General features: G+C 71.8%; 22 protein-coding genes and 1 pseudogene. 14 read left to right on the plus strand and 9 right to left on the minus strand.

Annotated elements, in window-relative coordinates; all coding sequences use genetic code 11:
• Positions 1–10: 10 nt before the first annotated feature.
• Positions 11–397 (minus strand): thioredoxin, encoded by a 387-nt coding sequence (gene trxA, locus SLINC_RS40055; RefSeq protein WP_067443325.1) that lies wholly within the window; start codon positions 395–397, stop codon positions 11–13.
• Positions 398–518: 121 nt separating this feature from the next.
• Between trxA and SLINC_RS40060 the strand changes: the two genes are divergently transcribed.
• Positions 519–1,952, plus strand: a complete 1,434-nt coding sequence (locus tag SLINC_RS40060) for a dihydrolipoyl dehydrogenase family protein (RefSeq protein ID WP_067443326.1) — start codon at positions 519–521, stop codon at positions 1,950–1,952.
• A gap of 131 nt (positions 1,953–2,083) precedes the next feature.
• Here the strand turns inward: SLINC_RS40060 and SLINC_RS40065 are convergent, their stop codons facing one another.
• The gene (locus tag SLINC_RS40065) at positions 2,084–3,538 is read right to left on the minus strand and encodes an MFS transporter (protein ID WP_159425392.1); all 1,455 of its coding nucleotides are present in this window, start codon (positions 3,536–3,538) and stop codon (positions 2,084–2,086) included.
• 63 nt (positions 3,539–3,601) lie between these two features.
• On the opposite strand from SLINC_RS40065, the gene SLINC_RS40070 reads away from it, so the two are divergent.
• Positions 3,602–4,066 carry a MerR family transcriptional regulator gene (locus tag SLINC_RS40070; RefSeq protein ID WP_067443328.1) on the plus strand — a complete coding sequence of 155 codons (465 nt, stop codon included), beginning with the start codon at positions 3,602–3,604 and terminating at the stop codon, positions 4,064–4,066.
• Here SLINC_RS40070 and SLINC_RS40075 read toward each other — a convergent pair whose 3' ends face one another.
• Entirely contained in the window at positions 4,067–4,714 is a 648-nt protein-coding gene (locus SLINC_RS40075; protein WP_067443329.1) for a peptide deformylase, read from the minus strand.
• Positions 4,715–4,861: 147 nt separating this feature from the next.
• On the opposite strand from SLINC_RS40075, the gene SLINC_RS40080 reads away from it, so the two are divergent.
• A complete protein-coding gene (locus SLINC_RS40080) occupies positions 4,862–6,265 on the plus strand; it encodes a PepSY-associated TM helix domain-containing protein (protein WP_067443330.1) in 1,404 nt (467 codons plus the stop codon).
• Between the two features lie 106 nt (positions 6,266–6,371).
• Here the strand turns inward: SLINC_RS40080 and SLINC_RS40085 are convergent, their stop codons facing one another.
• Positions 6,372–6,719 carry a tetratricopeptide repeat protein gene (locus tag SLINC_RS40085; RefSeq protein ID WP_067443331.1) on the minus strand — a complete coding sequence of 116 codons (348 nt, stop codon included), beginning with the start codon at positions 6,717–6,719 and terminating at the stop codon, positions 6,372–6,374.
• Between the two features lie 67 nt (positions 6,720–6,786).
• The gene (locus SLINC_RS40090; protein ID WP_067443332.1) at positions 6,787–7,233 is read right to left on the minus strand and encodes a hypothetical protein; all 447 of its coding nucleotides are present in this window, start codon (positions 7,231–7,233) and stop codon (positions 6,787–6,789) included.
• A gap of 134 nt (positions 7,234–7,367) precedes the next feature.
• Between SLINC_RS40090 and SLINC_RS40095 the strand changes: the two genes are divergently transcribed.
• From SLINC_RS40095 to SLINC_RS40130, 9 genes and pseudogenes are all read left to right on the plus strand, one after another.
• Positions 7,368–8,333, plus strand: coding sequence for a pirin family protein (locus tag SLINC_RS40095; RefSeq protein WP_067443333.1), 966 nt, complete (start codon positions 7,368–7,370; stop codon positions 8,331–8,333).
• A 363-nt stretch (positions 8,334–8,696) separates the two neighbouring features.
• A pseudogene (locus tag SLINC_RS46690) lies at positions 8,697–9,082 on the plus strand (transposase); the annotation flags it as partial.
• A 294-nt stretch (positions 9,083–9,376) separates the two neighbouring features.
• On the plus strand, positions 9,377–9,982 hold the full coding sequence (locus SLINC_RS40100; RefSeq protein WP_067446261.1) for an ABC transporter ATP-binding protein: 606 nt from the start codon (positions 9,377–9,379) through the stop codon (positions 9,980–9,982).
• Positions 9,979–10,848, plus strand: coding sequence for a hypothetical protein (locus SLINC_RS40105; protein ID WP_067443334.1), 870 nt, complete (start codon positions 9,979–9,981; stop codon positions 10,846–10,848). The genes SLINC_RS40100 and SLINC_RS40105 overlap by 4 nt, the downstream gene beginning before the upstream one ends.
• A gap of 15 nt (positions 10,849–10,863) precedes the next feature.
• Positions 10,864–12,735: a polyprenyl diphosphate synthase gene (gene uppS, locus SLINC_RS40110; RefSeq protein WP_079164958.1), complete on the plus strand. Its 1,872-nt coding sequence runs from the start codon at positions 10,864–10,866 to the stop codon at positions 12,733–12,735.
• 415 nt (positions 12,736–13,150) lie between these two features.
• Positions 13,151–13,750, plus strand: a complete 600-nt coding sequence (locus SLINC_RS40115) for an SMI1/KNR4 family protein (RefSeq protein WP_225988452.1) — start codon at positions 13,151–13,153, stop codon at positions 13,748–13,750.
• Positions 13,751–14,264: 514 nt separating this feature from the next.
• Positions 14,265–16,484: an MMPL family transporter gene (locus SLINC_RS40120; protein ID WP_067443336.1), complete on the plus strand. Its 2,220-nt coding sequence runs from the start codon at positions 14,265–14,267 to the stop codon at positions 16,482–16,484.
• A 107-nt stretch (positions 16,485–16,591) separates the two neighbouring features.
• The gene (locus tag SLINC_RS40125; RefSeq protein WP_067443337.1) at positions 16,592–17,794 is read left to right on the plus strand and encodes a sensor histidine kinase; all 1,203 of its coding nucleotides are present in this window, start codon (positions 16,592–16,594) and stop codon (positions 17,792–17,794) included.
• Positions 17,791–18,474, plus strand: coding sequence for a response regulator transcription factor (locus tag SLINC_RS40130; RefSeq protein ID WP_067443338.1), 684 nt, complete (start codon positions 17,791–17,793; stop codon positions 18,472–18,474). The genes SLINC_RS40125 and SLINC_RS40130 overlap by 4 nt, the downstream gene beginning before the upstream one ends.
• Positions 18,475–18,546: 72 nt before the next feature.
• On the opposite strand, the gene SLINC_RS40135 is transcribed toward SLINC_RS40130, so the two are convergent.
• Positions 18,547–19,431: an NAD(P)-dependent oxidoreductase gene (locus SLINC_RS40135; RefSeq protein ID WP_237282011.1), complete on the minus strand. Its 885-nt coding sequence runs from the start codon at positions 19,429–19,431 to the stop codon at positions 18,547–18,549.
• 176 nt (positions 19,432–19,607) lie between these two features.
• Here SLINC_RS40135 and SLINC_RS40140 point away from each other — a divergent pair, with 176 nt between their 5' ends.
• Positions 19,608–20,204, plus strand: a complete 597-nt coding sequence (locus SLINC_RS40140; RefSeq protein WP_067443340.1) for a TetR/AcrR family transcriptional regulator — start codon at positions 19,608–19,610, stop codon at positions 20,202–20,204.
• A gap of 12 nt (positions 20,205–20,216) precedes the next feature.
• Here the strand turns inward: SLINC_RS40140 and SLINC_RS40145 are convergent, their stop codons facing one another.
• The 3 genes from SLINC_RS40145 to SLINC_RS40155 form a co-directional block, all read right to left on the minus strand.
• Positions 20,217–21,401, minus strand: a complete 1,185-nt coding sequence (locus SLINC_RS40145) for a pyridoxal phosphate-dependent aminotransferase (RefSeq protein WP_079164960.1) — start codon at positions 21,399–21,401, stop codon at positions 20,217–20,219.
• A gap of 80 nt (positions 21,402–21,481) precedes the next feature.
• Positions 21,482–22,069 carry a glycosyltransferase gene (locus SLINC_RS40150; RefSeq protein ID WP_067443342.1) on the minus strand — a complete coding sequence of 196 codons (588 nt, stop codon included), beginning with the start codon at positions 22,067–22,069 and terminating at the stop codon, positions 21,482–21,484.
• A gap of 226 nt (positions 22,070–22,295) precedes the next feature.
• Positions 22,296–24,446, minus strand: coding sequence for a glycoside hydrolase family 36 protein (locus SLINC_RS40155; protein ID WP_067443343.1), 2,151 nt, complete (start codon positions 24,444–24,446; stop codon positions 22,296–22,298).
• Between the two features lie 80 nt (positions 24,447–24,526).
• Here SLINC_RS40155 and SLINC_RS40160 point away from each other — a divergent pair, with 80 nt between their 5' ends.
• Positions 24,527–25,558 carry a LacI family DNA-binding transcriptional regulator gene (locus SLINC_RS40160; RefSeq protein WP_067443344.1) on the plus strand — a complete coding sequence of 344 codons (1,032 nt, stop codon included), beginning with the start codon at positions 24,527–24,529 and terminating at the stop codon, positions 25,556–25,558.
• Positions 25,559–25,606 lie beyond the last annotated feature (48 nt).

The following is a 25,606-nucleotide window of genomic DNA, read 5'->3' on the forward strand; positions in this document are numbered from 1 at the left end:
CTACGGCCGACTACTGGCCGCTCTGCTCGGCCTGGGCCTGCTGCTCGGCCACCGACTTGCGCACCTCGTCCATGTCCAGCTTGCGAGCCTGCCCGATGACGTCCGTGAGGGCGGCCTCGGGCAGGGCGCCCGGCTGGGCGAACACCGCGACCTGGTCACGGACGATCATCAGCGTGGGAATCGACTGGATACCGAAGGCCGCGGCCAGCTCCGGCTGCGCCTCGGTGTCCACCTTGCCGAACACCAGGTCCGGATTGGCCTCGGCAGCCTTCTCGTAGACCGGCGCGAACTGCCGGCACGGACCACACCACTCCGCCCAGAAGTCGATCAGCACGAACTCGTTGTCCGTGACCGTCTGGTCGAAGTTCTCCTTGGTGAGCTCCACGGTGCTGCTCATGGCGTGATCCCTCTTCCTCGTATCGGGGGCGAAGCCGTCGGCCACAACACGGCCGACCGGGTAGGTATTCCGCGCGCGTACCCATGTGGCCTGAGCGCACACCACCCACCAGACTGGCCCCATGACGGAAACGGAATCCATCGCCTACGACGTCGTGGTGCTCGGTGCCGGGCCCGTGGGGGAGAACGTCGCCGACCGCACCCGTGCGGCCGGCCTCTCCACCGCGGTCGTGGAGAGCGAACTGGTCGGCGGCGAATGCTCGTACTGGGCGTGCATGCCCAGCAAAGCCCTGCTGCGCCCGGTCATCGCCCGCGCCGACGCCCGCCGCACACCCGGACTCAAGGAGGCGGTCCAGGGACCTCTCGACACGGAGGCGGTCCTCGCCCACCGCGACTACTACACCTCCCACTGGAAGGACGACGGCCAGGTCCAGTGGCTCGACAGCATCGGGGCCGACGTCCACCGCGGCCACGGCCGCCTCTCCGGACCCCGCACGGTCACGGTCACCGGCCCCGACGGGACACAGAAGGTGCTCACCGCCCGGCACGCCGTCGCCGTCTGCACCGGCACCCGCGCCGTCCTGCCCGGACTGCCGGGCCTCGCGGACGTGCGGCCCTGGACGAGCCGCGAGGCCACCAGCGCCAAGGCGGCGCCCGGCCGGCTGATCGTCGTCGGCGGGGGAGTGGTCGCCACCGAGATGGCCACCGCCTGGCAGGCCCTCGGCTCGCAGGTCACCCTCCTCGTCCGCGGCAAGGGCCTGCTGAACCGGATGGAGCCCTTCGCGGGCGAACTCGTCGCCGAGGCGCTCGGCGAGGCGGGTGTCGACGTCCGCACCGGCACGTCCGTGGAATCCGTCAGCCGGCAGAACGGCACGGTCGTGGCGGTCACCGACACCGGCGACCGTATCGAGGCCGACGAGATCCTCTTCGCCACCGGCCGGGCCCCGCGCACCGACGACATCGGCCTCGACACCGTCGGCCTGGAACCCGGCTCCTGGCTGGACGTCGACGACAGCCTGCGCGTCACCGGCAGCGAATGGCTGTACGGCGTCGGCGACGTCAATCACCGCGCCCTCCTCACCCACCAGGGCAAGTACCAGGCCCGTATCGCGGGCGCCGCCATCGCCGCCCGCGCCTCCGGCACCGACCGGCTGGAGTCCGAGCCCTGGGGCGCCCACACGGCCACCGCCGACCACGGCGCCGTCCCCCAGGTCGTCTTCACCGATCCCGAGGCGGCCTCCGTGGGCCTCTCCCTGGCGGAGGCGGAACAGGCCGGCCACCGCGTCCGCGCCGTCGACTACGACCTCGCCTCCGTCTCCGGCGCCGGCCTCTACGCCGACGGCTACCGCGGCCGCGCCCGCATGGTCGTCGACCTCGAACGCGAGATCCTCCTCGGCGTCACCTTCGTGGGCCCCGGCGTCGGCGAACTGATCCACTCGGCCACCATCGCGGTCGCCGGCCAGGTACCGATCAGCAGGCTGTGGCACGCGGTGCCGTCGTATCCGACGATCAGCGAGGTGTGGCTGCGGCTGCTGGAGGCCTACCGGGACAACTGACGTGCAGATGCCGCCGCACCCTGCTTGACCTGCACGATCCCGCTGCTGCGGCAAGGCCCGGCATACCGGCTTGAGGGTGCCGGGCCTGTCCGCCTGCTGTATTCGGACAGCAGGCCAGTGCCAGCCACCGCTTATCCCTCCCTCCGTTCCTTCATCCCGAGGCTCTGGTCTGCCGACTGCCGTGCGTGGGCGGGGATGACAGCCGGTCGCGTCCGGCGAGCCAGCGGGGTCAGCAGCACGGCGGCGGCAAGGGTCGAGGCCGCCGTGACCGCGGCCGAGATGTGCAGCCCGCGAACGAACCCGTCGGCGAAACCCTCGGTTCCCGGCCCGGCACCGGCACTGGTGGCAACGATGAGTCCCAGGACGGCGACCCCCAGCGCGGTGCCCACCTGCCGGGTCGTGCTGATGGTCGCGGCGGCCAGCCCCGACTGCCGCACCGGCAGTGCGGCCACCCCGGCGAGCTGCGTGGGACCGATGGCCGCGCCCATGCCCGCACCGAGGACGACGGAGACCACGGCGAGGGTGCCCAGCCCCGTGTCGACGTCGAGCAGGAGGAGACCGGCGAGCCCCGCCGCCGACACCAGGTAGCCGACCACCATGACGCGGATCGCTCCGAACTTCGCGCACAGTGTGCTGGCGACAGGCGCCACGGCGCAGATGGACAGTGTCAGGGGGAGGAAACGCAGCCCCGTCTGGATGGCCGAGCGTCCCTGGACCTGCTGGAGGTAGAGCGAGAGCAGGAAGAACACCGCGCTGGTGCCGAAGCCGAGGACGAACGAGCAGACGTTGGGCACGGTGAATCCCCTGTCACGGAAGAGCCGCACCGGCAGCATCGGGCGGGGACTGCGCCGTTCCCACCAGATGAAGAGCACCAGCGCGGCGAAGGCCGTGAACAGCGGTGCCACCGTGTGCGCGGAGGCCCAGCCGTGTGCGTGGCTCTCGATCAGTCCGTAAGTGAGGGTTCCGAGCAGTACCAGGGCGAGGACCTGGCCGGTGAGGTCGAGGTGGGCGTGGTCCGGATCGGAGGTCTCCGGCAGGGACCGGGCACCGAGCCAGAGGATGAGCAGCCCGACCGGCAGGTTGATCAGGAAGATGCTTCGCCAGCCGACGCTGTCGACCAGCACACCGCCGAGCAGCGGCCCGATCACGATCGCGGATCCGCCGACGGCGCCGTTCAGGCCGATGATCCGGGCGCGTTCACGCGGCTCGGGATACGCCTGGGCAAGGTTCGACAGCGTGCCGGTGAAGACGAGCGCGGCCGCGGCCCCCTGGACAGCGCGGGCGGCGATCAGGGCACCGACGGATGGGGCGAGCGCGCAGCCGAGCGAGGCGAGGGTGAAGACGACGATGCCCGTCAGGTAGGTGCGCTTGCGGCCGCACCGGTCGCCGAGCACTCCGCCGGCCAGCAGCAGCGCGGACAGGGGCAGGGTGTAGGCGTCGACGACCCACTGCATGCCAGAAGTGCCTGTGTTCAGATCGGATCCGATGTCGGGCAGTGCGACGGTCACGATCGAGACGTCCAGCAGGGCGATGAACGCGCCCAGCATCAGTCCCAAGGGCAGCTGCCATCCAGGGCGTTGAGACATGAACCATCCTTCGGCAACGGTTTTCATTGCGAGGTGTTCAGCCTCCGACCTAAAGTCGACTTCATGTCAACCAGGACCCCGGCGTCCCCCGGCCGGAGCATCGGCGAAGTCGCGGGCCGCTTCGACGTCGCCGTGTCCACCCTGCGCTGGTGGGAGCGGTGCGGTCTGCTCACCCCGGCCCGACTCTCCGGGCGGCGCGTGTACGACGACGCCGACATACGCCGTATCGCACTGATCCAGCTCCTGCAGAAGACCGCGATGATGAGCCTGCCGGAGATCTCCGCCCTGCTCGACGGCACCGGCAAGGACCAGGACTGGCGTACGGCGGTGGGAGCGCGCGTCGCCGAGTGCGAGGCGCAGCTCGCCCGGCTGACCGCTGCCCACGCCTACCTCACCCATCTGCTGTCCTGCCCGAACGACCACCCCACCGACCAATGCCCGCACCTGGCCGAGGAGATCGGCACCTACCTCGCCACCGGCCGCGTACCGGCGCCGCCGGACAGTGCCGGTGACACGCCTGTGGCGTGACTACGGAAGGTCGAAGCCCAGCGACTCCGCCGCCTCCCGGGGCGTCGGCTGGGTCCACCGCTCCGCCATCGCCCGGCTCGACGACAGGGACCGCAGGTCCGCGCGGTCGAGGTAGAGCGTGCCGTCGAGGTGGTCGGTCTCGTGCTGGACGATCCGGGCGGGCCAGCCGCTGAAGACCTCGTCCACCGGCCGGCCGCTCTCGTCCTCGCACGTCAGCCGCACCTCGGCGGGCCGGGCCACCACCGCCTGCCAGCCGGGCACACTCAGACAGCCCTCGAAGAACGCGGCCCGGACGGTGCCCAGCGGCTCGTAGGACGGGTTGACCAGCACCCGGAACGGCTGCGGCACCCGTCCGCGGGCCAGCCGTACCTCCTCGGGAACCGGCGCGGGATCCTCGATGACCGCGATACGCAGCGGCACCCCCACCTGGGGCGCGGCCAGGCCCACGCCCGGCGCCGCGTGCATCGTCACGCGCAGGGCCTCGACGAAGCGGGCGAGGAGGGCGGGGTCCAGCTGGCCGTCGAAGGGCTCGGTGCCGCGCCGCAGCACGGGCTCCCCGGCCTCGACGATGGTCAACGGCCCGTCCGTGGAGAGGAGTTCCTCGACGAGGTCGGCGACGGGGACGTGATCACGGGGAGAGGAAACCATCGCGCCAGCATGCCACGGAGCCTCACCGGACCCCGCACCACCATGTGACGCAGGTCACTCGCATGCGCGGGAACTCGACACCGCCTTCCCCCGACATCTGGAAGGCCACAACCGAGAAACGTCCCCTGCCCAGGGAGAACCCCGCCGATGTCCACCGCTCCCTCGCCCACCACGGACGAGGCCCCGCAGCCCGCCGCCGAACCGGCGTCGACCCGCAGCAGATGGGCCCCGCTCCGCCCGCTGATCCTGCGGCTGCACTTCTACGCGGGAGTGCTCGTCGCTCCGTTCCTGCTCGTCGCGGCCCTCACCGGCTTCCTGTACGCCGGCTCGTTCCAGGCGGAGAAACTCGTCTACGCCGACGAGCTGACCGTCTCCGCCGTCGGCGACGCCAAGCTGCCGATATCCGAACAGGTGACAGCCGCCCGCAAGGCACACCCCGAGGGCTCGGTCGCGGCAGTACGGCCCTCGCCCGCGGACGACGCGACCACCAGGGTGCTGCTGTCCGGCGTCGAGGGCGTCGACCCGACCCACACGCTCGCCGTGTTCGTCGACCCGTACACCGCGCAGGTCAAGGGTTCGCTCGAACAGTACGGCTCGACCGGCGCGCTCCCCCTGCGCACCTGGATCGACGAGTTCCACCGCGATCTGCACCTGGGCCAGACCGGCCGCCTCTACAGCGAACTCGCCGCCAGCTGGCTGGCCGTGATCGCGCTCGGCGGGCTCGCGCTGTGGTTCTCCCGCCGCCGTGCCCGGCGCAAGCTGCGCGGCACCAGCGGCCGCCGCCGCACCCTCGGGCTGCACGGCACCGTCGGGGCCTGGGCGGCGACCGGGTTCCTGTTCCTGTCGGCGACCGGACTGACCTGGTCGACCTACGCCGGGGCGAACATCGACGAGCTGCGCACCTCGCTCGGGCAGGCCACCCCGTCGGTCACGGCGACGGCCGGCGGCGACCACACGGGCCACGGAGCCTCCGCCACGGCCGGGGACGCCGCCCACGGGGTCGGCCTCGACAAGGTCCTGTCCGCCGCCCGTGCCGAGGGCCTGGGCGACCCCGTCGAGATCGTCCCGCCCGCCGACGCCTCGTCCGCGTACGTCGTCAAGCAGGTCCAGCGCAGCTGGCCCGAGAAGCAGGACGCGGTCGCGGTCGACCCGGCCACCGGCGAGGTCGCCGACGTCCTGCGGTTCGCCGACTACCCTCTGCTGGCCAAGCTGACCCGCTGGGGCATCGACCTGCACACGGGAACCCTCTTCGGCCTGGTCAACCAGATCGCCCTGATGCTCCTCGCGCTCTCCCTGATCCTGCTGATCGTCTGGGGCTACCGCATGTGGTGGCAGCGTGGCCGCGGCTCCGCCTTCGGCCGCCCGATCCCACGCGGCGCCTGGCAGCAGGTACCCCCGCAGATCCTGCTGCCGTGCGTGGCGGCCATCGCCGTCGTCGGCTACTTCGTGCCGCTGCTGGGCATTCCGCTGGCTGCGTTCATCGCGGTGGACGTAGTCCTTGGGGAGATCGCCCATCGGCGGGGGCGGGCGAACGGGGTCGGCGTGGGGTGACGGGGCCTGCTCGGGACGTGGTTCGAGCCCGGCTCCTGTTCGGGGGCCGGGCTCGAAATGACGCGTGGGACCGTGACGACGGGTGCTTCGAACTTCAGGGACTTCTTCAGAGCTGCTCGAAGTCGCCCGCGAGCGCGGAGGCGAGGCGCAGATGCGGCTCCGCCTCCTCCCGCCGACCCTGTCGCTCCAGGGTGCGGCCGAGCATCAGCCGCGCGTAGTGCTCCACCGGGTCCCGCTCGACGATGACACGCAACTCGGTCTCCGCGCGGCGCAGTTGGGCCGAGTGATAGTAGGCGCGGGCCAGCAGCAGCTGTGGGCCGGTCTGTTCCGGCACCTCCTCGACCAGGCCGCCCAGTACGCGCGCCGCGGCGGCGTAGTCCTTGGCGTCGAAGAACATCCGGGCACGCTCCCAGCGCTCCGCCGGTGTCCCGTGGTCGTAGTACGTCGTGTTCACCGCTGACCTCCTTCGCGTGCTCCAACCGTGCGAGACGGTGGAACATTCCACTGTCCCGCCGCTGCTGCTACCGGGACAGGGCGGCCAACTCCTTGTTCGCCCGCTCGGTGACCAGGGTCAGGACACGCCCGGCCGCGGCCAGATCCTCGGCGGGGATTCCGGCGTAGATCCGGGCGGAGATCTCTGCCGTCTCGGCGGAGGTCGCGGCGTACAGGTCCCGCCCGCTGTCGGTGACCCGCACGAGGGACGCCTCCGGCGCCAGCAGCCCCTTGGCGATCAGCGCCTCTACGGCACCCTGCGCCTCGACCGGGTCGACCTTGAGGCCGTCTACGACCTGGCGGACCAGTTCGTCACGCTCGACGGGGGCGTCGGCAACCGCGGCCGGGCGCAGGGTGACCAGCTGCTGGAACGTGACGCCGTAGCGGGGCAGCAAGGACTCCACGATCGCGCGGCCGGCGTAGTGGGCAAGGCCGATGACGCGGCCGTTGACGGTGGGGGTGGTGGCGGTGGTCATGAGGACTCCTCGACGACTGGCTTGGGATACCCGGTCAGGTCATTTACTGTACATGGCGATTATATCCATGGCTATTAAATGGTGACGGCTCGTCGGCCTGACGCGGAAGAGCGCACGGGGCTAGGTTGAGCGGCATGAGCAATCTTGATCGGGCGCCGGTTCCCGCCCTGTGCGGCGGCCGCGGTTTCGTGGTGGCGGAGCCGGTGCGTGAACTCCTCAGCCCGCGCCGCGTCAAGCTCGGCGAGTCCACCGAGGTCCGCCGACTGCTGCCCAACCTGGGCCGACGCATGGTGGGCGCGTGGTGCTTCGTGGATCACTACGGCCCCGACGACATCGCCGACGAGCCCGGTATGCAGGTGCCACCCCACCCGCACATGGGGCTCCAGACGGTGAGCTGGCTGCACGAGGGAGAGGTGCTGCACCGCGACTCCACCGGCAGCCTCCAGACCATCCGCCCCCGCGAACTGGGCCTGATGACCTCCGGCCGGGCGATCAGCCACTCCGAGGAGAGCCCCGGGTCGCATGCCCGCTTCCTGCACGGCGCCCAGCTCTGGGTCGCCCTCCCGGACGGCCACCGCCACACCGAGCCGCACTTCGAGCACCACGCCGAGCTGCCCCACATCACGGCACCGGGCCTGACGGCCACGCTCATCCTCGGCTCCCTCGACGGCGCCACCTCGCCCGGTACGGCGTACACCCCGATCGTCGGCGCCGACCTCACCCTCGCCCACGGCGCCGACGTACGCCTGCCGCTGGAACCGGACTTCGAGTACGCCGTGCTCTCCATGTCCGGCGAGGCCCACGTGGACGGCGTGCCGCTTCTGCCGGGCTCGATGCTCTACCTCGGCTGCGGCCGCACCGAACTGCCCCTGCGCGCCGTGTCGGACGCGGGCCTGATGCTCCTGGGCGGCGAGCCGTTCGAGGAGGAGCTGATCATGTTCTGGAACTGGATCGGGCGGACCCAGGAGGAGATCGAGCAGGCTCGTCGGGACTGGATGGAAGGGTCGCGGTTCGGGGAGGTGAAGGGGTACGACGGGGCTCCACTGCCCGCACCGGACCTGCCTCCGGTGCCGTTGAAACCGCGGGGAAGGATGCGATGACCTGCGGAAACGCGTCAGCGTTGGTGGCGGCAGGGCGGCAGGGCGGCAGGGCGGCAGGGCGGCAGGGCGGCAGGTGGTCGGGTGGTTCTCGCTGTCTTCCACCTGCTTGTCGGAAGGCGTCCAAGCAGCCGGCCGGCTCAGGCCGGTGCGGTTCGCGATTCCACGGTGTGGCTGTCTGTGGGCGGCTGAGGCAGGACTCATGCTGAACTGATACTGACTTTGCTGACGCCTCGTCAGGCTTGGGTGAGGGGATCTTCTCCAAGCTTCGGGGCTCGCGCGCAGGTGTTTGCGGGTTCTGTGGTGGCCGGATCGATGCTGACCTGGCCGGCGGTCGGCTCGGGCGTTGCGGAGGGACGGCGCTGCTCGCATGTGTTCGGCGCGGTCCTGGACACCTTGAAGGTGCCCCGGCCGGCGTGGGACGTCCGCGCTCCAGACTCGAAGCCGTCATCGCGCACAGGGCGTATTCGTCGCGGGGGATGCGCCAGGTCCTGCGCCGGCGTGGCATCCGGGCGGTCGTCCCGGAACGGACAGACCGGAAAGCCGACCGGGTCCGGCGTGGACGGGTCGGTGGCAGGCCCCCGGCCTTCGACCGCAAGCTCTGCAAGGCCCGCAACGCCGTCGGACGCTGCTTCGCCCGGTTCAAGTGGTTCCGGGCGATCGTGACCCGCTTCGACGAACTCGCCGCCCGCTACCGGGCCGGACTGCACCTCGTCCCACTCATCCTCTGGCTCCGCGAACCCCACCAAGATCATGTGCCGGGTGGGCCTGGCGCCGTGCGCTCAACTCGCCTGGAGCGGCGTGGCATTGACAACACCTTGTGCGCTCTGTCGCGTTTCAGGTTGATCACGCAGGCAGCAGCCCGGACGACGCCGGTCTGCCGTGCCCAGCGCCGGCCGCAAGGTGGCCAAGGCGCTGCGCTCCCCGTCCGCACGCCAGTTGGCACACTGACGTCGAACCGTTGACATGGGGGCCCGTATCTTCTCCGCGCCATGGTCGTTGGGAAACCCGGTCGTGGTTGGTCCGGTTGCATGGGGGAGGCGGGGGTGGAGGTCAGGGATGTGCATCATGCCTACCGTCAGCGTGTGGTCCTGCGGGGCATTGACATACGGCTTCGGGCAGGGACGTTGTGTGGGATCGTCGGGGAGAACGGCGCCGGCAAATCAACTCTTCTGAAGATCCTTTCCGGTGAGATGCGGCCCTCACGCGGCACGGTCCGTCATGGTGGTCGGTTCGGTTACTGCCCGCAGCACGTGGTCCTCAACGACGCGCTGACTGTCCGGCAGCACTTGAGGTTCTTCCAGAGGGCCTATCGGCTGACCGATCTGCGGTACGCCGAGCAGGTGATGGACGTGCTGGGGTTCGCCGGTTACGCCGATGAGCGGGCAGGGACTCTCAGCGGCGGGACGCGGCAGAAGCTGAACGTGACGCTGGCGCTGATGCACGATCCGCAGGTGCTCTTGCTGGACGAGCCGTATCAGGGGTTCGACTGGGACACCTACCAGCGATTCTGGGATCTCGCCGTGCGGCTGCGCGATGCGGGACGTTCGGTCCTGGTCGTCTCCCACCTGGCGTACGACACCGAGCGCCTGGACGAGTTGTGGCGTCTGGACGCCGGGGTACTCCGCCCGGACCAGGCGGTGACCACGTGAGGTTTCACTTGACCCGGTTCGCTCTCGCCACCGGATTCGCGCTGACCGAGCACGGCCGCAACCGGTTCGCCATGGCCCTCGTGACCCTGTTCGTCCCCCTGTGGACGACCCTTGCCTACCTGGCCATGCCCAACACCCGGGCGCACATGCGCCTGCGTGCCACCGGGGAGACGCTGGCGCCCCACGGCAACGAACTGACCGAGATCAGCGGCGCGCTCAACGCGGTCACCCTGATCACCGGATTCATGATGTTCGCCGCCACCTTCTCCGGAAACCGCTTCGACCGCCGACTGGCGATGGCCGGCTACCCCCGCGCCCACCTCGTCCTGGCCAAGGTCACCGCACTGGCTCTGGTCTCGGCGGCGGTCGCCGCCTACGCCACGGCGGTGACCTGCCTGGTCTGGACCCCCCGGCAGCCTCTGCTGCTCGCCGCCGCGCTGTTCAGCGCCGGGCTCACCTACGGCGCCCTCGGCGTCGGCTTCGGCTCGGTGCTGCGCCGGGAGGTCGAGGGCATGTTCGCCATCGTGATGACCAGCATCATCGACCTCGCGCTGCAGAACCCGGTCACCAGCTCCGGGGCCGACAACCCGGTCATGCGCTACCTGCCCTCCTACGGAGCCATGCAGGTCAGCACGGCGGCGGGGTTCTCCACACACCCGGTGCCGCGCCATCTGGCCATCCAGCTCACCTGGTTCGCGGGAGCTGCCCTGATCGCCCTGATGGGCTTCTGCCGCAGCACCCGCAGCGCCCTGCCCGTCACCACACAGTCCCCTGAGCCTGTGCCGGGAAGCGGTGCCGGCTCCCTTCCCGCGCCGCGCCGAACTGCCGCGCCATCGGCTGCGGCGCCCGACACGGAAGCACCCTGAGGTCCACGTCCCGAGATGCGCAAGAAAACGCAGCCCACCCGCGCGCCCCTCGACACGGCCACGCACGCGTGGCGGGGCCGAGCCACCACCCGTGCGCTGATGGGCGAAGACCCCGTCCTGCGGGCGGCCTACCGGCTGTGCCGCCGCACCACACGAGCGCACGATCCCGGGATCTACGCCCTCATCCAGCTCATGCCGGCCATCCTGCGCCCGGCGGGCTGGGCCTTGTGGGCGGCTGCCAGCGTCCTTGACGACCTGGCAGACGAACGCGGCGCGGAGTGGGCCGAGCGCTCGGCGCGCGTCGAGGCGTGGACCAGGGCGCTGAAGCACGATCTGGCGGCGGGCACGAGCACCGATCCGATTCGGTACGCCTTGGTGGACACCGCCGGTCGATGGCGTCTGGACCTGTCCAACCTGGAGGGCGCGATGGCCAGGGCGCGAGACGACGACCACGGTCTGCGTCTCCCCGACTGGGCCGCGTGGCGGGCCTGGAGCAACGAAGAAATCGTGCCCTGGGTCGATCAGGTACGGCAGCTGTTCGAGCAGGCCGGCGCACCGATGACGCTACGGCTGGACCGGCAGGCCGACTACGAACACTTCGTCGACGGCGCCCAGCTCACCGACGTTCTCACCGACCTGAGCACCGACCTCGCCGACGGCCACCTCCTCGTGCCGCAGGAAGCGTTGGAACCCTTCCCCGGCGCGGAAGCGGACCTGGTGCAGGGGCGCTGGAGTCCGGCCGTGGCGGCGTTGGTCGCCGAACTGACCGCCCTTGCGCGCCGACGGGTGACCAGGCCCGCCATGACGAGAGGAATGCACCCGGGTGCCGCCACCGTGCTCGACACGGCGGCAGAACTGATGCGCGCCCAACTCGACGCCATCGACGCGGCCGGTCCCACGCTGCTGAAACGCGCTCCGCGCCCGTCCGTCGTGGCCCGCGTCCGCGTGCTGGGACCCGCCCGCCTCCGCTCGGCCCTGGCCTGGAGCCTGACCCCCCTGACCGTGCCGGGTCCTCGACCACCTGTGGTGGGCGTGAGGGGTCCGAGCCCGGAAGCCGGTGGCGTCGCCGGGCTCCGGCCTCCGCCACCGCACCGCGACGGCGTCCGGCCCCCGCAGATCGCCGCTCACCACATGCCCTGCCACGTGGCGGTCATCATGGACGGCAACGGCCGCTGGGCAGAACAGCGCGGCCTGCCCCGTCATGAAGGCCACCGCGTCGGCACCGCCGTCGCGCACGAGATGGTCTACGGCGCCCTGGAGATCGGTCTGCGCCACCTGACCCTCTACGCGTTCTCCACCGAGAACTGGCAACGCGGCACAGAGGAGATCACCACGATCCTGGCGGCATTCCAACGCGAACTCGACGAGGGCCCCCTCCGTGACCTGGACGTGCGCCAGCGCTGGTCCGGCCGGCCCGACAAACTGCCCGAGGAACTCGTCCATGCCCTCAGGCGCGAAGAGCACCGCACCCGTGACCGCACCGGACTGACACTCACTATCTGCCTCAATTACGGCGGCCGCGACGAGATTGCCCGGACAGCCGCGGCACTCGCCCAGGCAGCCCGAGAAGGTGAAGTAGACCCCCGCCTCCTCGGCGAGGACGACTTCGCCCGCCATCTGCCCCACCCCCACATGCCGGACGTGGACCTGCTGTGGCGCACCGGCAACGAACAGCGCACCTCCAACTTCCTTCCCTGGCACGCCACCTACGCTGAGCTGTACTTCACCCCCGGCTACTGGCCCGACAACGACCGACGTGACCTGTGGCAGGCCATCACCGAGTACAGCCGACGCCAACGCCGCCACGGCGCCGTCCCCTCCTCCTCTCCTCCCCCGAAAACCACCGTCCGTCCCCTCGCGCCCGACCTGACCCCTGGGTCGCGCTAGGACATGGTGCCGGCGCGGCCCCTCACCAGGGGGTTGGGTGCCGATGGGGGTGCCCCATCACGAACTTGGCGTGCGGCGCGTCGCGGTCTCTGATCAGGTTGGCGCCGCCGACATGATCGAGGTGGGAGTGGTACCAGCAGTCGACGCAGGAGAGCCGAGAGGAATGTGTGCGGAGGCACTGGCAGCGCCCCGGCGTGGTGGCGAACGGCGTGACCCTGGTCGATCTCTACGACCGCACCCGGGCCCTGGGGGAACGCGTCACCAGAGCCGAGCAGCGTGCCGCGTCTCCACCACCCCCTGACTGACCCAGGTGTGGTGACCGCGTGTCGAACCCGTCCCGTGCCTCAACGCCACCACGGTTTCGGCCGCCTCGGTCTCTTATGGTCGGGCCGAACAGTGAGGCGGTGTGGCTGAAGTGTCTGAAACAGAGGATGTGCGGTCGGCGTGGGGGCGGACAGCGTACTGGCTGACGGTGAACGCGCCGGTCAGCGCGCGGGCGCTGGGCGGGCCGGCGACGGATGAGGACATCGCGGGTCTGCGTGAGGCGTTGGGGTTCGACGTGCCCCATGTGCTCGAGGCGTTGCTGCGGATGAACAACGGCAGCACGGCGAAGGACACCTCGCGGGTGCTTCCCGACGGGCGGGTGATTCCCGTCCGTCATCTCGACTCGGCGATCTTCCCCTACGGAAGGATTCTTCTGGGATGCGCGGAGATCGCCAGGGAGTATGCCAAGTGGCGGCGGACGGAGGAAGAGAACGGCCTGGACGGCTACTGGAGGGTTTCCTGGGTCCCAGTCGTCCAGGACGTCGAAGGGCAGTACTACGGATACGCCGTGGACGCTTGCGGGGCGTCCGGTTTCTCCGTGCTGGAGTACGGCGAGGGCTCTGTTCCGCGCGAGGTCTTCCCCTCGCTGGGGACGCTGCTGGCGTCGTTCGCGCAAGCCCTGGAGAGCGGCAGCTGGGACGGGTGGCCCGCGCGGGTGGACAAGGGGTCGCTCAGCTGGGGTGAGGAGTGACCGTGTGCGGCCGAGGCGCCGATCCGCTTCTCGTACGCGTGTGGGGCCGCCTCCTCCGGGAAAGCCCCACGCTGGTTCGTGCCGTGTCAGGTTCCAGGTGTCAGTTGGTCGCCGTCAGGGTGCGCTTGACGGACGTCGAGACGGAGGGCGTGCCACAGTTCCCGGAGACGGCGGTGTCGAGCCAGTAGGCGTCCCGGCCCATCAGCCGGCGAAGGCCGGCCTGTCCCTGCCCGCTGGCCTCGTCGCCGACGACACCCCGTCGGACCGCTTTGAGAAGGCCGTACTCGACCAGGGCAGTCAGGTTCTGGGGGTCTTGCAGTACGGAGCCTGACCCGAGCGCCGTGGGGCAGGGGGCGAGGGCCCGGGGCCTCTTCTCATCCTCGAGTAGGAGAAGACCGGGTCAGGTGGTGCGACGGCACCAAGCGGCAATGCGAGCACGGGCACGATGTGCCGGCACCCGCCCTCCGGTCAGGCTGGGGATCCACCCCGACCCTGATCTGGAGATCCCTTTCCCGTGGCTACCTTGCTCTATCGGATGGGCCGTACCGCCTTCCAACGCCGTTGGCTCGTGGCGTTGTTGTGGGCGGTGGTGCTCGGCGCCGTCGGCGTCGGCGCGGCCAGTGCCCCCGCCGCCTCGGACGACGGCACGTCGTTCATGCCCGGCATCGAGGCGCAGAAGGCGTCCGACCTGATCGGCGAGCGCTTCCCCGGCTCGGACGCGAACGGCGCCGGCGCGCGAATCGTGTTCGTCGCCCCCGAAGGACAGAAGGTGACCGCGGCCGACCACCGCGCCGCCATCGGCGCATTCGTGGCGGACGCGTCCGACGAACCCCAAGTCGCCGATGTCGCCGACCCGTTCACCGCTCGGGCGGTGAGCGAGGACGGCTCCACCGCCTACGCCACGGTGAACTTCGAGGTGAAGGCCGGCGACCTCACCGACGCCGACAAAGCCGCCCTGGAGAAGGCGATCGACACCGCCCGCGACTCCGGGCTCACCGTCGAGGTCGGCGGCAACGCGCTCGCCGAACAGCCCGCCGCGGGCGGCTCGTCGGAGGTCATCGGCATCGCCCTGGCCGCCGTGGTCCTGCTGATCACGTTCGGGTCCCTCGCGGCCGCCGGACTGCCCCTGCTCACCGCGATGGTCGGCATCGGGATCAGCATGGCCGCCATCCTGGCCGTGGGCAGCGTCTTCGGCCTGTCCCTGACCACCGGGACGCTCGCCACGATGCTCGGACTCGCCGTCGGCATCGACTACGCCCTGTTCGTGGTCTCCCGCTACCGGGAGGAACGCGCGAACGGCCATCCCGCCCGTGAGGCGGCCGGTCTCGCCGTCGGCACGGCCGGCTCCGCGGTGGTCTTCGCCGGACTGACGGTCGTCATCGCGCTGGCCGGCCTGACGGTGGTGGGCGTGCCGATGCTGACCAAGATGGGCCTGTGCGCCGCGGGCGCGGTGGTCGTCGCCGTCCTGATCGCCCTGACCCTGGTGCCCGCCCTGCTCGGCATGTGGCCCGAGGCCGTCCTGTCCCGCCGTACCCGCAAGGGCGGTTCTGCGGACGGGGTGCGCGACAACGGCGGTACCCGGTGGGCGCGCTTCGTGCTGCGCCGCCCGGTGGCCGTCCTGGTGGTGTGCGTGGCGGGACTGGGGGCTCTCGCCCTGCCCGCCGCCCAGCTGGAGATGGGCATGCCGGGCGCCGAGTCCAAGCCCGTCTCCTCGACGGAACGGCGGGCCTACGACGCGCTCGCGGACGGCTTCGGCGCCGGGTTCAACGGGCCGCTGACGATCGTGGTGGACGCCAAGGGGGCGACGGACCCCAAGGCGGCCGCGGCCGACATCGCCCGGGAGATCGGCGCGACCCGCGGCGTCGTGTCCGTCTCGCCGGCGCGGTTCAACCCGGCCGGTGACACCGCGCTGTTCTCGGCGGTCCCGGCCACCGGCCCGAACGACGAGCGCACCAAGGACCTCGTGCAGAGCATCCGCGCCGAACGCCCCGGCGTCGAGCGGGAGACCGGGGCCACCTTCGAGGTCACCGGCAGTACGGCCATGGACATCGACGTCGCGCAGGCCCTTCAGGACGCGCTCGTGCCGTACCTGACCGTCATCGTCGTCCTGGCACTGATCCTGCTGCTGGTGGTCTTCCGTTCGATCCTCGTCCCCGTCAAGGCCGCCTTCGGGTTCCTGCTGTCGGTGCTGGCCGCCCTCGGCGCGGTCGTGGCCGTCTTCCAGTGGGGCTGGGGCGCACCACTGCTCGGCGTGGAGCAGACCGGTCCGATCATGAGCCTGATGCCGATCTTCCTGGTGGGTATCGTCTTCGGCCTGGCGATGGACTACGAGGTGTTCCTCGTCGCCCGGATGCGGGAGGCGTACGTCCACGGGGACGGCGCCCGCCAGGCGGTCGTCACGGGCTTCCGGCACAGTGCGCGGGTGGTCGTCGCCGCGGCCGTGATCATGATCGCGGTGTTCTCCGGGTTCATGGGGGCCGACGAGTCGATGATCAAGACGATCGGTTTCGGTCTCGCCGTCGCGGTGCTGTTCGACGCCTTCGTCGTCCGTATGGCGCTGGTGCCCGCGGTCCTGGCCCTGCTCGGCGACAAGGCGTGGTGGCTGCCCGCCTGGCTCGACCGGCTGCTGCCCCGCGTCGACGTGGAGGGCGCCGGGCTCACCGCGCCGCCGGTGCCCGCCGTCGGACCGGCGGGGAGCGGGACGACCGTGCCGCAGGAACCGGCCCGTACCTGAGCCCCCTGTCACAAGAGCACGCATCGTGGGTCGCGGCGCCCCGCACGACGGCGCCGCGACCGGCGATGTGTGAGCATGTCAGTACTTCGGACCTCTCTCGGAGCGTGATGAACACCAGCTGGCGGCATCGGGCGGCGCCCCATGTCAAAGCCGTCGAATCCGCGGGGCTGGTCCTGCTGTTCGCCTTCACCGTCGGCGGCGTCCTGCTCACCTGGGGGCTGTCGCCCAGGACACTGGCCCTGTGGCCCGGCATCGCCCTGTCGGCCCTCTCCTGTGTCGCGCTGCTCTGGCGGCGCGGCCACCCCTTGCAGGTCCTCACCGTGCTCACCGCGTTCACCATGGCGGCGGGTGCGCTCGGTTACCTTCTGACGCCCTTGCTGATGGGACCGCTCCTGGTCGCGCAGTACGCCACGAGTGTGCGCGTCTCCCGCCGCGCCACCTGGAACAGCGCGCTGATCGTCACCGGCTGCATGGTGGGCACCGGCCTGCTCCTTCCCTCCTTCCACAACTCCGTGCTCTTCGCCGTCGTCAACCCCGCGGCATGGATCCTGTTGTTCGCGGCCCTCGGCAGTTACGTCCGGGTGCGCCGCGAGTACGCCGTGGCCCGCGCCGAGCACGCCGACCGGCGGCGCGAGGAGGAGGCACGGCACCGGGTGATCCAGGAACGGATGCGCATCGCCCGCGAACTGCACGACGTCGTCGCCCACCACCTGACGTTGGCCGACGCCCAGGCCGCCACCGCGAAGCACCTCGCGCGGACCCACCCCGACCAGGCCCTCGGGATCCTCGACAAACTGCCGGAGACCACGGCCGCGGCCCTGCGCGAACTCAAGGCCACCGTCGGACTCCTGCGCGAGGACACCGACCCCGCCGACGACCTGGCCCCCGCGCCGGGACTGGACCGGCTGCCCGGCCTGGTCGACTCCTGCGCGACGGCCGGCCTGGAGGTCACTGTCACCGTGGCGGGACAGCAGCGCCCGCTCACCCCCGTCCTCGACCTGACGGCCTACCGGATCATCCAGGAGGCCCTCACCAACGTCACCAAGCACGCCGCCACCCGCACCGCGCAGCTCAGGCTCGCGTACACACCGCGCTACCTGACCCTGACCGTCACCAACGACACCGCCGCCGGCCGCCCGAGCGCGCCGCCCGGCCCCGGGAGCGGTTTCGGCCTGCTCACCATGCGCGAGCGCGCCACCTCCGCGGGCGGCACCTTCCACGCCGGGCACCGCCCGCAGGGCGGCTTCCAGGTCGCCTGCACCCTCCCGCTCACCAGCCACGTCACCAGCGAGGAAAGCCCCGCCACATGACCATCCGTGTCCTGCTCGCCGACGACCAGGCCCTGCTGCGGGCCACCTTCCGCATCCTCATCGACTCGGTCGAGGACATGACGGTGATCGCGGAGGCCGCCGACGGACAGGAGGCCGTCGACCTCACCGCCACCCACCGGCCGGACGTGGTCCTCATGGACATCCGCATGCCGAACCTCGACGGCGTCGCGGCCACCGCCGCCATCTGCTCCCGGGCCGATCTGTCGGACACCCACATCCTCGTCCTCACCACCTTCGAGAACGACGAGAACGTCGCCAAGGCCCTGCGCGCCGGAGCGAGCGGCTTCCTCGGCAAGGGCGTCAGCCCCGAGGTCCTGCTGTCGGGCATCCGTACCGTCGCGGCCGGCGAAGCCCTGCTGTCGCCCGGCGCCACCCGCTCCCTCATCACCCGCTTCCTGGCCTCCCCGGACACCGACGGCCTCCTCGCGCTCCCCGAGGCCGTCAAGGCGCTCACCGACCGCGAGCGTGAGGTCATGACCCTGGCCGCGCACGGCAGGTCCAACACCGAGATCGCCGAACACCTCGTCCTCAGCCCGCTGACCGTGCGCAGCCACATCCAGCGCGCCATGACCAAACTCGACGCCCGCGACCGCGCCCAACTCGTCGTCGCCGCCTACCAGAGCGGACTGGTCAAACCGCGGCCGGACAACGGCGGATGAGGGGAGCGGCGGATGAGGGCAGCGGCGGTCGTCGGATATGACCGCCGACAGCTCCCCGGCCGGTGCCCGTGCTCATCCCCGGTGCTCCGTCACCTTCGATACGGCGGCGTCCGACCCGCCGCCGGTCCGGGCCTCCAGCGCGTGCAGTACGGCCACCATGTCCTCGCCGCCGTGGCCCTGCGCCACGGTCTCGCGGTACAGGGCGTGACAGGCGTCCAGCAGCGGGGACGCCAGCCCGGCCTTGCGGGCGGCCTCGGCGATCAGCCGGTTGTTCTCCAGGACGTTCGCGGCCGCGGCCTGGACCGCGAAGTCGCGGGACAGCAGCTTGGGCGCCTTCGCGCGGGAGACGGCACTCGCCATCGGGCCCGCGTCCAGCACGTCCCGCAGCAGACGCTGGTCGAGCCCGTGCCGGTCGGCGAAGTGGAACGCCTCGGCCAGCCCGGTGGCCAGGGTGATCAGGAACAGGTTCACCGAGAACTTCATCAGCAGCGCCCCCGGTACCGCACCGCAGTCGAACAGCTCCCGGCAGACGGGAGCGAGCAGAGGCCGTACGGCCGCCACGGCCTCGGCGTCACCCGCCAGCATGCCGACCAGCTCGCCCCGCTCGGCCGGGACGCGGGAACCGGAGACCGGCGCCTCGACGTACCTCCCGCCCGCCGCCCGGATGTCGTCCTGGAGGCCGCCCGAGTACTCGGCCGAGGTCGTGCCCATGTGGACCACGGTGCGTCCGGCGACGCGCGCGGCGAAGTCCGGGGTGCCGCGCCCGACCACCTCGTCGACGGCGGCCTCGTCGGCCAGCATCAGGATCACGGTGCCGGCCCGGCCGAAGACCTCGGCGGGGCTCGCGGCGACCTCGGCCCCGGCGGCGCGCAGCGGCTCGCACCGGGCGGGCGTCCGGTTCCACACGACGAGAGGTGTCCCCGCGCGGGCGAGGTTGAGGGCCATGGGCTGTCCCATGGTCCCGAGGCCGACGAAACCGACGTACACGACGCACCGCCTTCTCTGGGCCGGGCGACGGCCGGACCGCCGCCGTCCACCCGGGCACTGGCTATGACAGCGGTCATAGTAGGGGAATACTATGACCGCGGTCATAGGGTGGAACCAGGTACCGAGGCACGAGGTGGTGGTCGAGGATGGCGGTGGCCGAACGAGGGCCGCGCGAGCGGATGGTCTTCAGCGCGGCGCAGCTCATCCGGCGCGACGGGGTCGCCGCCACCGGGATGCGGGAGGTGGCCGCCCACGCCGAGGCACCGCGCGGCTCGCTCCAGCACTACTTTCCCGGCGGCAAGGAACAGCTCGTCAACGAGGCGGTGGGCTGGGCGGGCCGGTACGCGGGGCGACGGGTCGCCCGTTTCCTCGCCGCGCTGCCCGAGCCCACGCCCGGCGGACTGTTCGCCGAGATGGTGCGGCAGTGGACCGACGAGTACGAGACCGTCGGCTTCGAGGGCGGCTGCCCCGTGGCCGCCGCCACGGTGGACTGCGCCGAGGCCACCGTGTCCACACGGGAGGCGGCCGCCGCCGCGTTCGCGGCCTGGACCGAGCCGGTCGCCCGGGCCCTGGCGGACATGGGCGTACCGAAGGAGCGGGCCGGTGCGCTCGCCACCCTCATGATCAGCGCCGTCGAGGGAGCGATCCTGCTGGCCCGCGCCGAGCGGGACGTCCGGCCGCTGACGACCGTGGCCCGTGAGCTCGGCCCGCTCCTCGACGCGGCCGTCAGCAGGGAGGACTGACCGGCCGCCGCCCTACCGCAGCGTGTCCAGGAACTTCCCGAGCCGCGCGATGCCCTCGCGCAGATCGCCGGCCGAGGCCGCGTACGACAGCCGCACATGGCTGTCCGCGGTGCCGACACCGAAGTCCCGGCCCGGTGTGAGGGCCACATGAGCCTCCCGCAGCGCCCGCTCGCAGAACTCCCACGAGGTCAGCCCGGTGTCGCTGACGTCGAAGTAGACGTAGAAGGCACCGTCGGGCGGGACGGGCACCGGCAGTCCGACGCGCTCCAGACCGTCGAGGACGAGCGCGCGCCGCTCGCCGAACTCGACCCGGCGGGCCTCGCAGACCGCGAGCGACTCGGCGGTGAAGCAGGACAGGGCGGCGTGCTGGGCCGGAGTGGACGCGCACAGGAAGTAGTTCTGCGCCAGCCGCTCCATCGCCGGGACCAGCACCTCGGGGACCACGCACCAGCCCAGCCGCCAGCCCGTCATGCCGAAGTACTTCGAGAAACTGTTGATGACGACGGCGTCCGGGTCGTACGACAGCGCGCTGCGCGGCGGCCTGCCCCGGCCGTCGTGGTCGCCGAGGTTGAGATAGATCTCGTCGACGATCCGCCACGCACCGCGCTCACCGGCCAGCTCGCACAGCGCCGCGAGCTCGTCGGCCGGTACCGAGGTGCCCGTCGGGTTCGACGGCGTGGCGATCATCAAACCGCGGGTGTCGTCCGTCCAGTGTGCGCGCACCGACGCCGTGTCCAGCTGGAACCGCGTCGCGGCCGTGGTCGGCACGAGACCGACCCGGGCGCCGAAGCTCTCGACGATCTGCCGGTTGCAGGGGTACGACGGGTCCGCGATCAGCACCCGGTCGCCGGGGTCGACGAGCGCGGCGGTGGCCAGCACCAGCGCGGCCGACGCCCCCGCCGTCACGACGACCCGGGCCGGATCGACCTCGACGTCGTGCTGATCCGCGTAGAACCGCGCGATCGCCTGCCGCAGCGCCGGCAGCCCGAGCGCCGCGGTGTAGGCCATGGGCCGCCCGTCCATGACTTCCCGCATCGCCTCCCGTACGGCGGGCGGCGCACCGAAGTCCGGCTCGCCCAGGTTGAGTCTGACGACGTGGTGGCCCTCGGCCTCCAGCGCGGCGGCGTGCTTGCCGAACTCCATGGCGTAGAACGGGGCGACGGCCTGGGCACGTCGCGAGATCCGTACGGTGCTCATACCGCCACCTCCACCGGTGCGGGGCCGCTGCGCGCGAGTTGGTTCATGTCGTCTTCCTCGGTCGGCGATCAGAGGTGAGCTTACGCACCCGCCGCGATCAGCCGCCGGGCGGCGACCAGAGCACCGCCGGTGCGCATCGAGGCGGCGACGGTCCCGGCCCGCTCGGCCACCTTCGTCGCCGAGGGCGCGGCGGAGAGCGGTGAGGAGGGTGTCCGGCGGTGGGTGCTCCGGCAGGGTGTGCGCCGCCGATGCCGAGGTGGTCGACGCGGCGGGCGAAGCAGAACTGGTCGAAGCCCTGCGGGACGATCACCTGCGGCGCCCCGGACAGCGCGGCCGCGGTGGTGGATCACGGCGGCGACCCTGCGGAACAGTTCCCGCTGGTTCACCTCGCCGATCGGCAGACAGTCGGGAGCGTCCTCCCCGAGGGACAGCTCCGCCCAGCCGCTGGAGAGCACCAGGCGCAGCCCCAGCGCGCGAGCCGCGTCGAGCACGCTCTTCGTCACGCTCTCCCGAGCGCGCCCGCTGCCGAACCCGCAGTACAGGGGTGGTTCGCCGGCGTCGAGGAACCTCGTCGGCTCCCCGGAGAGCGGCCGGGTGTCCGGCAGCAGCCAGGCCCCGGTCTGGACGACGGCCGGCCCGGACGGCTGGAGCGGCCACGGTGCCGGCACCGGGTCGGCCGCCGGCCGGCCCCCCGCCTCCTACGACGACGTCGCAGCCCTCCGCCGCCGCGCCGACCGCCTCGAACCGCGCCGCGACCATGCCCCCGAGGATCCGGCGTCGCTGCTCGGCGGTGAGGACGGTCCCGGTGCTCTGCCGGGCAGTTCGGGGCCGACGGGTATATACGTGACGCCCAGCGGCTCGGCCCCCCGCTCAGCTGGGCGCCCCCGACCGCTGTTACGACGTCAGACGGACGAGCAGCACAGCGGGCGTACGCGGCAGCGACACCCGCAGTCCGTCCCCGTCCCAGAGCGCGGAGCCGCCGGCCGGGGCGGACGGGTACAGGACCTCCGCATGGACCTGACGGCCCGCCACATGCCGTACAGGTAGCCGTAGTTCGTCCGTCCCGCCGCGGCGCCACACCAGCACGTACGACGCCCCGTCACCCGGCGCCCGCATCCCCAGGGCCAGCCACTCGTCCGTCCAGCCGGGCAGGCCCAGCGGCCAGAACGGGACGGCGTCCGGGAGGTCCGGGCGGATCGACTTGTAGACGGTCAACGCGTCCTTCACCAGGTCGAGTTGGTGCTCGGACATGCGGTCGAGATGGCCCGAGAGGTGGACGCGGCCGAGCAGGGCTCCGCCGAGGGTGAAGGCGATCAGGTCGTCGTCGAACTCGGGCTGCGGATAGGCCCAGACGGCACCCTGCTCGGGCGGGACGGCGGTGGGAGCGGCGGCGGAGACCGGCGGATAGAGCAGCGGGTCCTGCTGGTCGCTGGTGGACTGGAGCTGGGATACGGCGAGGGAGGCGCCGTCCATGCGCATGCCTCCCGACGCACAGTTCTCGATCACCAGCCCCGGGTACCGGTCGAGGACCTCGGACAGCCAGTCCAGGTAGGCCTGGGCGTGGCCGAGCAGCCCGGCGCCCGGCGCGATGTCCTCGGGGCCGCAGGTGCCGGGATCGACCACGATGTTGTAGTCGAGTTTGAGATAGCCCACGCCCCAGTCGCCGACGATCCGGTCCACCGTCTTGTCGAGGTGGGCGCGGGCGGCCGGATGCCGCAGGTCGAGCTGGTGGCGGCCCTGCTCGGCGAGGCGCACGCCGTCCCGCTGGAAGAAGGCGTCCGGGGGCAGCTCCGCCACGAGCGGGCTGTGCACTCCGATGACCTCCGGCTCCAGCCACAGCCCGGGCACCATGCCGCGCTCCTTGATGCGGTCCAGGACCGCCCGGAGGCCGCCGTCGGGAAAGCGCCGGGACGAGGGCTGCCAGGCGCCGACGCTGTTCCACCAGCCGCCGTCCGCCGAGTCGTCGTACCAGCCGGAGTCGATGCAGAAGTACTCCGCGCCGGCCTCGGCGGCCGCGTCGATCAGCGGCAGCAGCTTCGCCGTGGTCGGGTCGCCCATCAGGGTGTTCATGTAGTCGTTGAAGACGACGGGCAGGGCGGTGTGGTCCGGGTGCGGGCGGCGTGCCGTGCGGCGGTACGTGGTCAGGGCGCCCATGGCGTCGTCGAACCCGGAGCCCAGGGCCAGCACCCCCGCCACCGTGGTGACCTCCTCGCCCGGCGCCAGCCGGACCCGCCACTGGTGCTCGGCGTCGGTCGGCCCGTTCAGCGCCAGATGCGTACCGCCGGCGTGTTCACCCAGGTCCCAGCGCCAGCCGGCCGGGGACTCGATCTGCCACAGCCAGGTCCGGCCCCCGTCCCGCTCCGTCAGCGCGCCCATCGGCAGATGGCCGTCGGTGGGCCAGCTGCCGCGCCCGGCCAGCGCGAGGGCGGCCCGGCTGTCGTGCTGGTGGGCGCCGACGTGGATGTCGGCGACGGTCGCCCGCAGCGGCTCGGTGTACCAACGGCACTCCGCCAGCCAGTCGTTGCGCGCCCGGTGGACGTCCAGGGCGTCGGGGGAGGGCAGGCCGCCGAGCAGCAGACTGCTGACGGACTGGACGACCAACGGTTCGATGCCTTCGTTGCGCAGCCGTACCCGGGAGCGCAGCACCGACAGTCCGACGGGGGACGTCAGCTCGACGAACGCCGTCAACCCGGTGTCCTCGTCGTGGAGTTCGACGGTCAGCCACTCCCGGTCGGCCGCACGGCCGGCGCGATGGCCCCGGTGTCTGAGCCGGTTGCCGAGGGCCGTGCCGGTGAACCGCGGGCCGGACCAGCCGCTGCCGTGCCCGAAAGCGGTCAACTCCACGAGAGGGAGCGCGGATTCGGGATCCACCCGGCCGTCGGGACCCACCCCGTCACCGGCATCCACCCCGTCCCCGGAGCCGTCCGGCCTGGTCAGCCGGACCAGCCGCAGCGTCCCGTCGGAGGCGGTGACGAACTCGGTCTCCAGGGCCGCGTGGCCCCAACTGAACGTGCCCGACGTGTCGTTGAGTGCCGCGTCCGCCATACCGGTCAAGATGCTTCTCCCTCGTGAATCCCTCGTTACGTTCTCTTGACTACCTCAGTGTGACCGGTCACAATCCTGGCATGAATGTGACCGGTCACACAAGGCGCCCACCGAGCATCCGGGACGTCGCGACCGCCGCCGGGGTCTCCTACCAGACCGTCTCCCGGGTGATCAACGGCCATCCCAGCGTCAAGGAGGCCACCCGGGAGCGCGTCCTCGCCGCCATCGACGAGCTGGGCTTCCGGCGCAACGCGACCGCCCTCGCCCTGGCCAGCGGACGCAGCAGGGCCGTGACCGTCCTCACCGCCAACACCACCCACTACGGCTACGCCTCCATCCTCCAGGGCATCGAGGAGGCCGCCCGCGCCGCGTCCTACGCGGTCGGCATCGGCGTCCTCGAATCGGCCGACGAGGCCGCCGTCACCGCCGAGGTGCGGCGGGCGGCGGACGCCGGCGGCGGACTGATCGTCATCGCCTACGACCCGGCCGGTGTCGGCGCCCTCGCCGCCGTCCCCGCCGAACTGCCCGTCGTCGGCGTGGTCGAGACCCCGGCGAGCCCGCCCCGCGGCGACCGCCCGTGGGTGTGGACCGACGACCGCGAGGCCGCCTACCAGGCGACCCGGCATCTGCTCTCCCTCGGCCACGCGACCGTGCACTACGTCGCCATCCCCTCCAGCACCCGCCGCACCAGCGCCCGCACCAGCGGCTGGCGGCAGGCGCTCAAGGAGGCCGGAGCACCGGAACCCAGCCCCGTACAGGGCAGTTGGGGACCGGCGGGCGGCCACGCGGCCGGACTGCGGCTCGCCGAGGACCCGGCCGTCACGGCGATCCTGTGCGGCAACGACGACCTCGCACTCGGCGTGCTGCGCGCACTCCACGACGCCGGCCGGTCCGTCCCCGGCGAGGTCAGCGTGGCCGGGTTCGACGACGCCCCGCACTCCGCCTATCTGACCCCCACCCTGACGACCGTGCGCCTGGACTTCACCGGTCTCGGACGCGCCGCGTTCGCCCTGCTGCACGGCGTGCTGGAGGAGTCCGCGCAGATCGCCCCGCATCCCGTCTCCGTACCGGAGCTGGTGGTGCGGGAGAGCTCGGGGCCGCCGTCCGCCTGACCGCCCCGCGCCGCCCACGGTCCGACCCCGGCCACCCCGTGCCGCCCG

The organism is Streptomyces lincolnensis (assembly GCF_001685355.1).
Lineage (GTDB): Bacteria > Actinomycetota > Actinomycetes > Streptomycetales > Streptomycetaceae > Streptomyces > Streptomyces lincolnensis.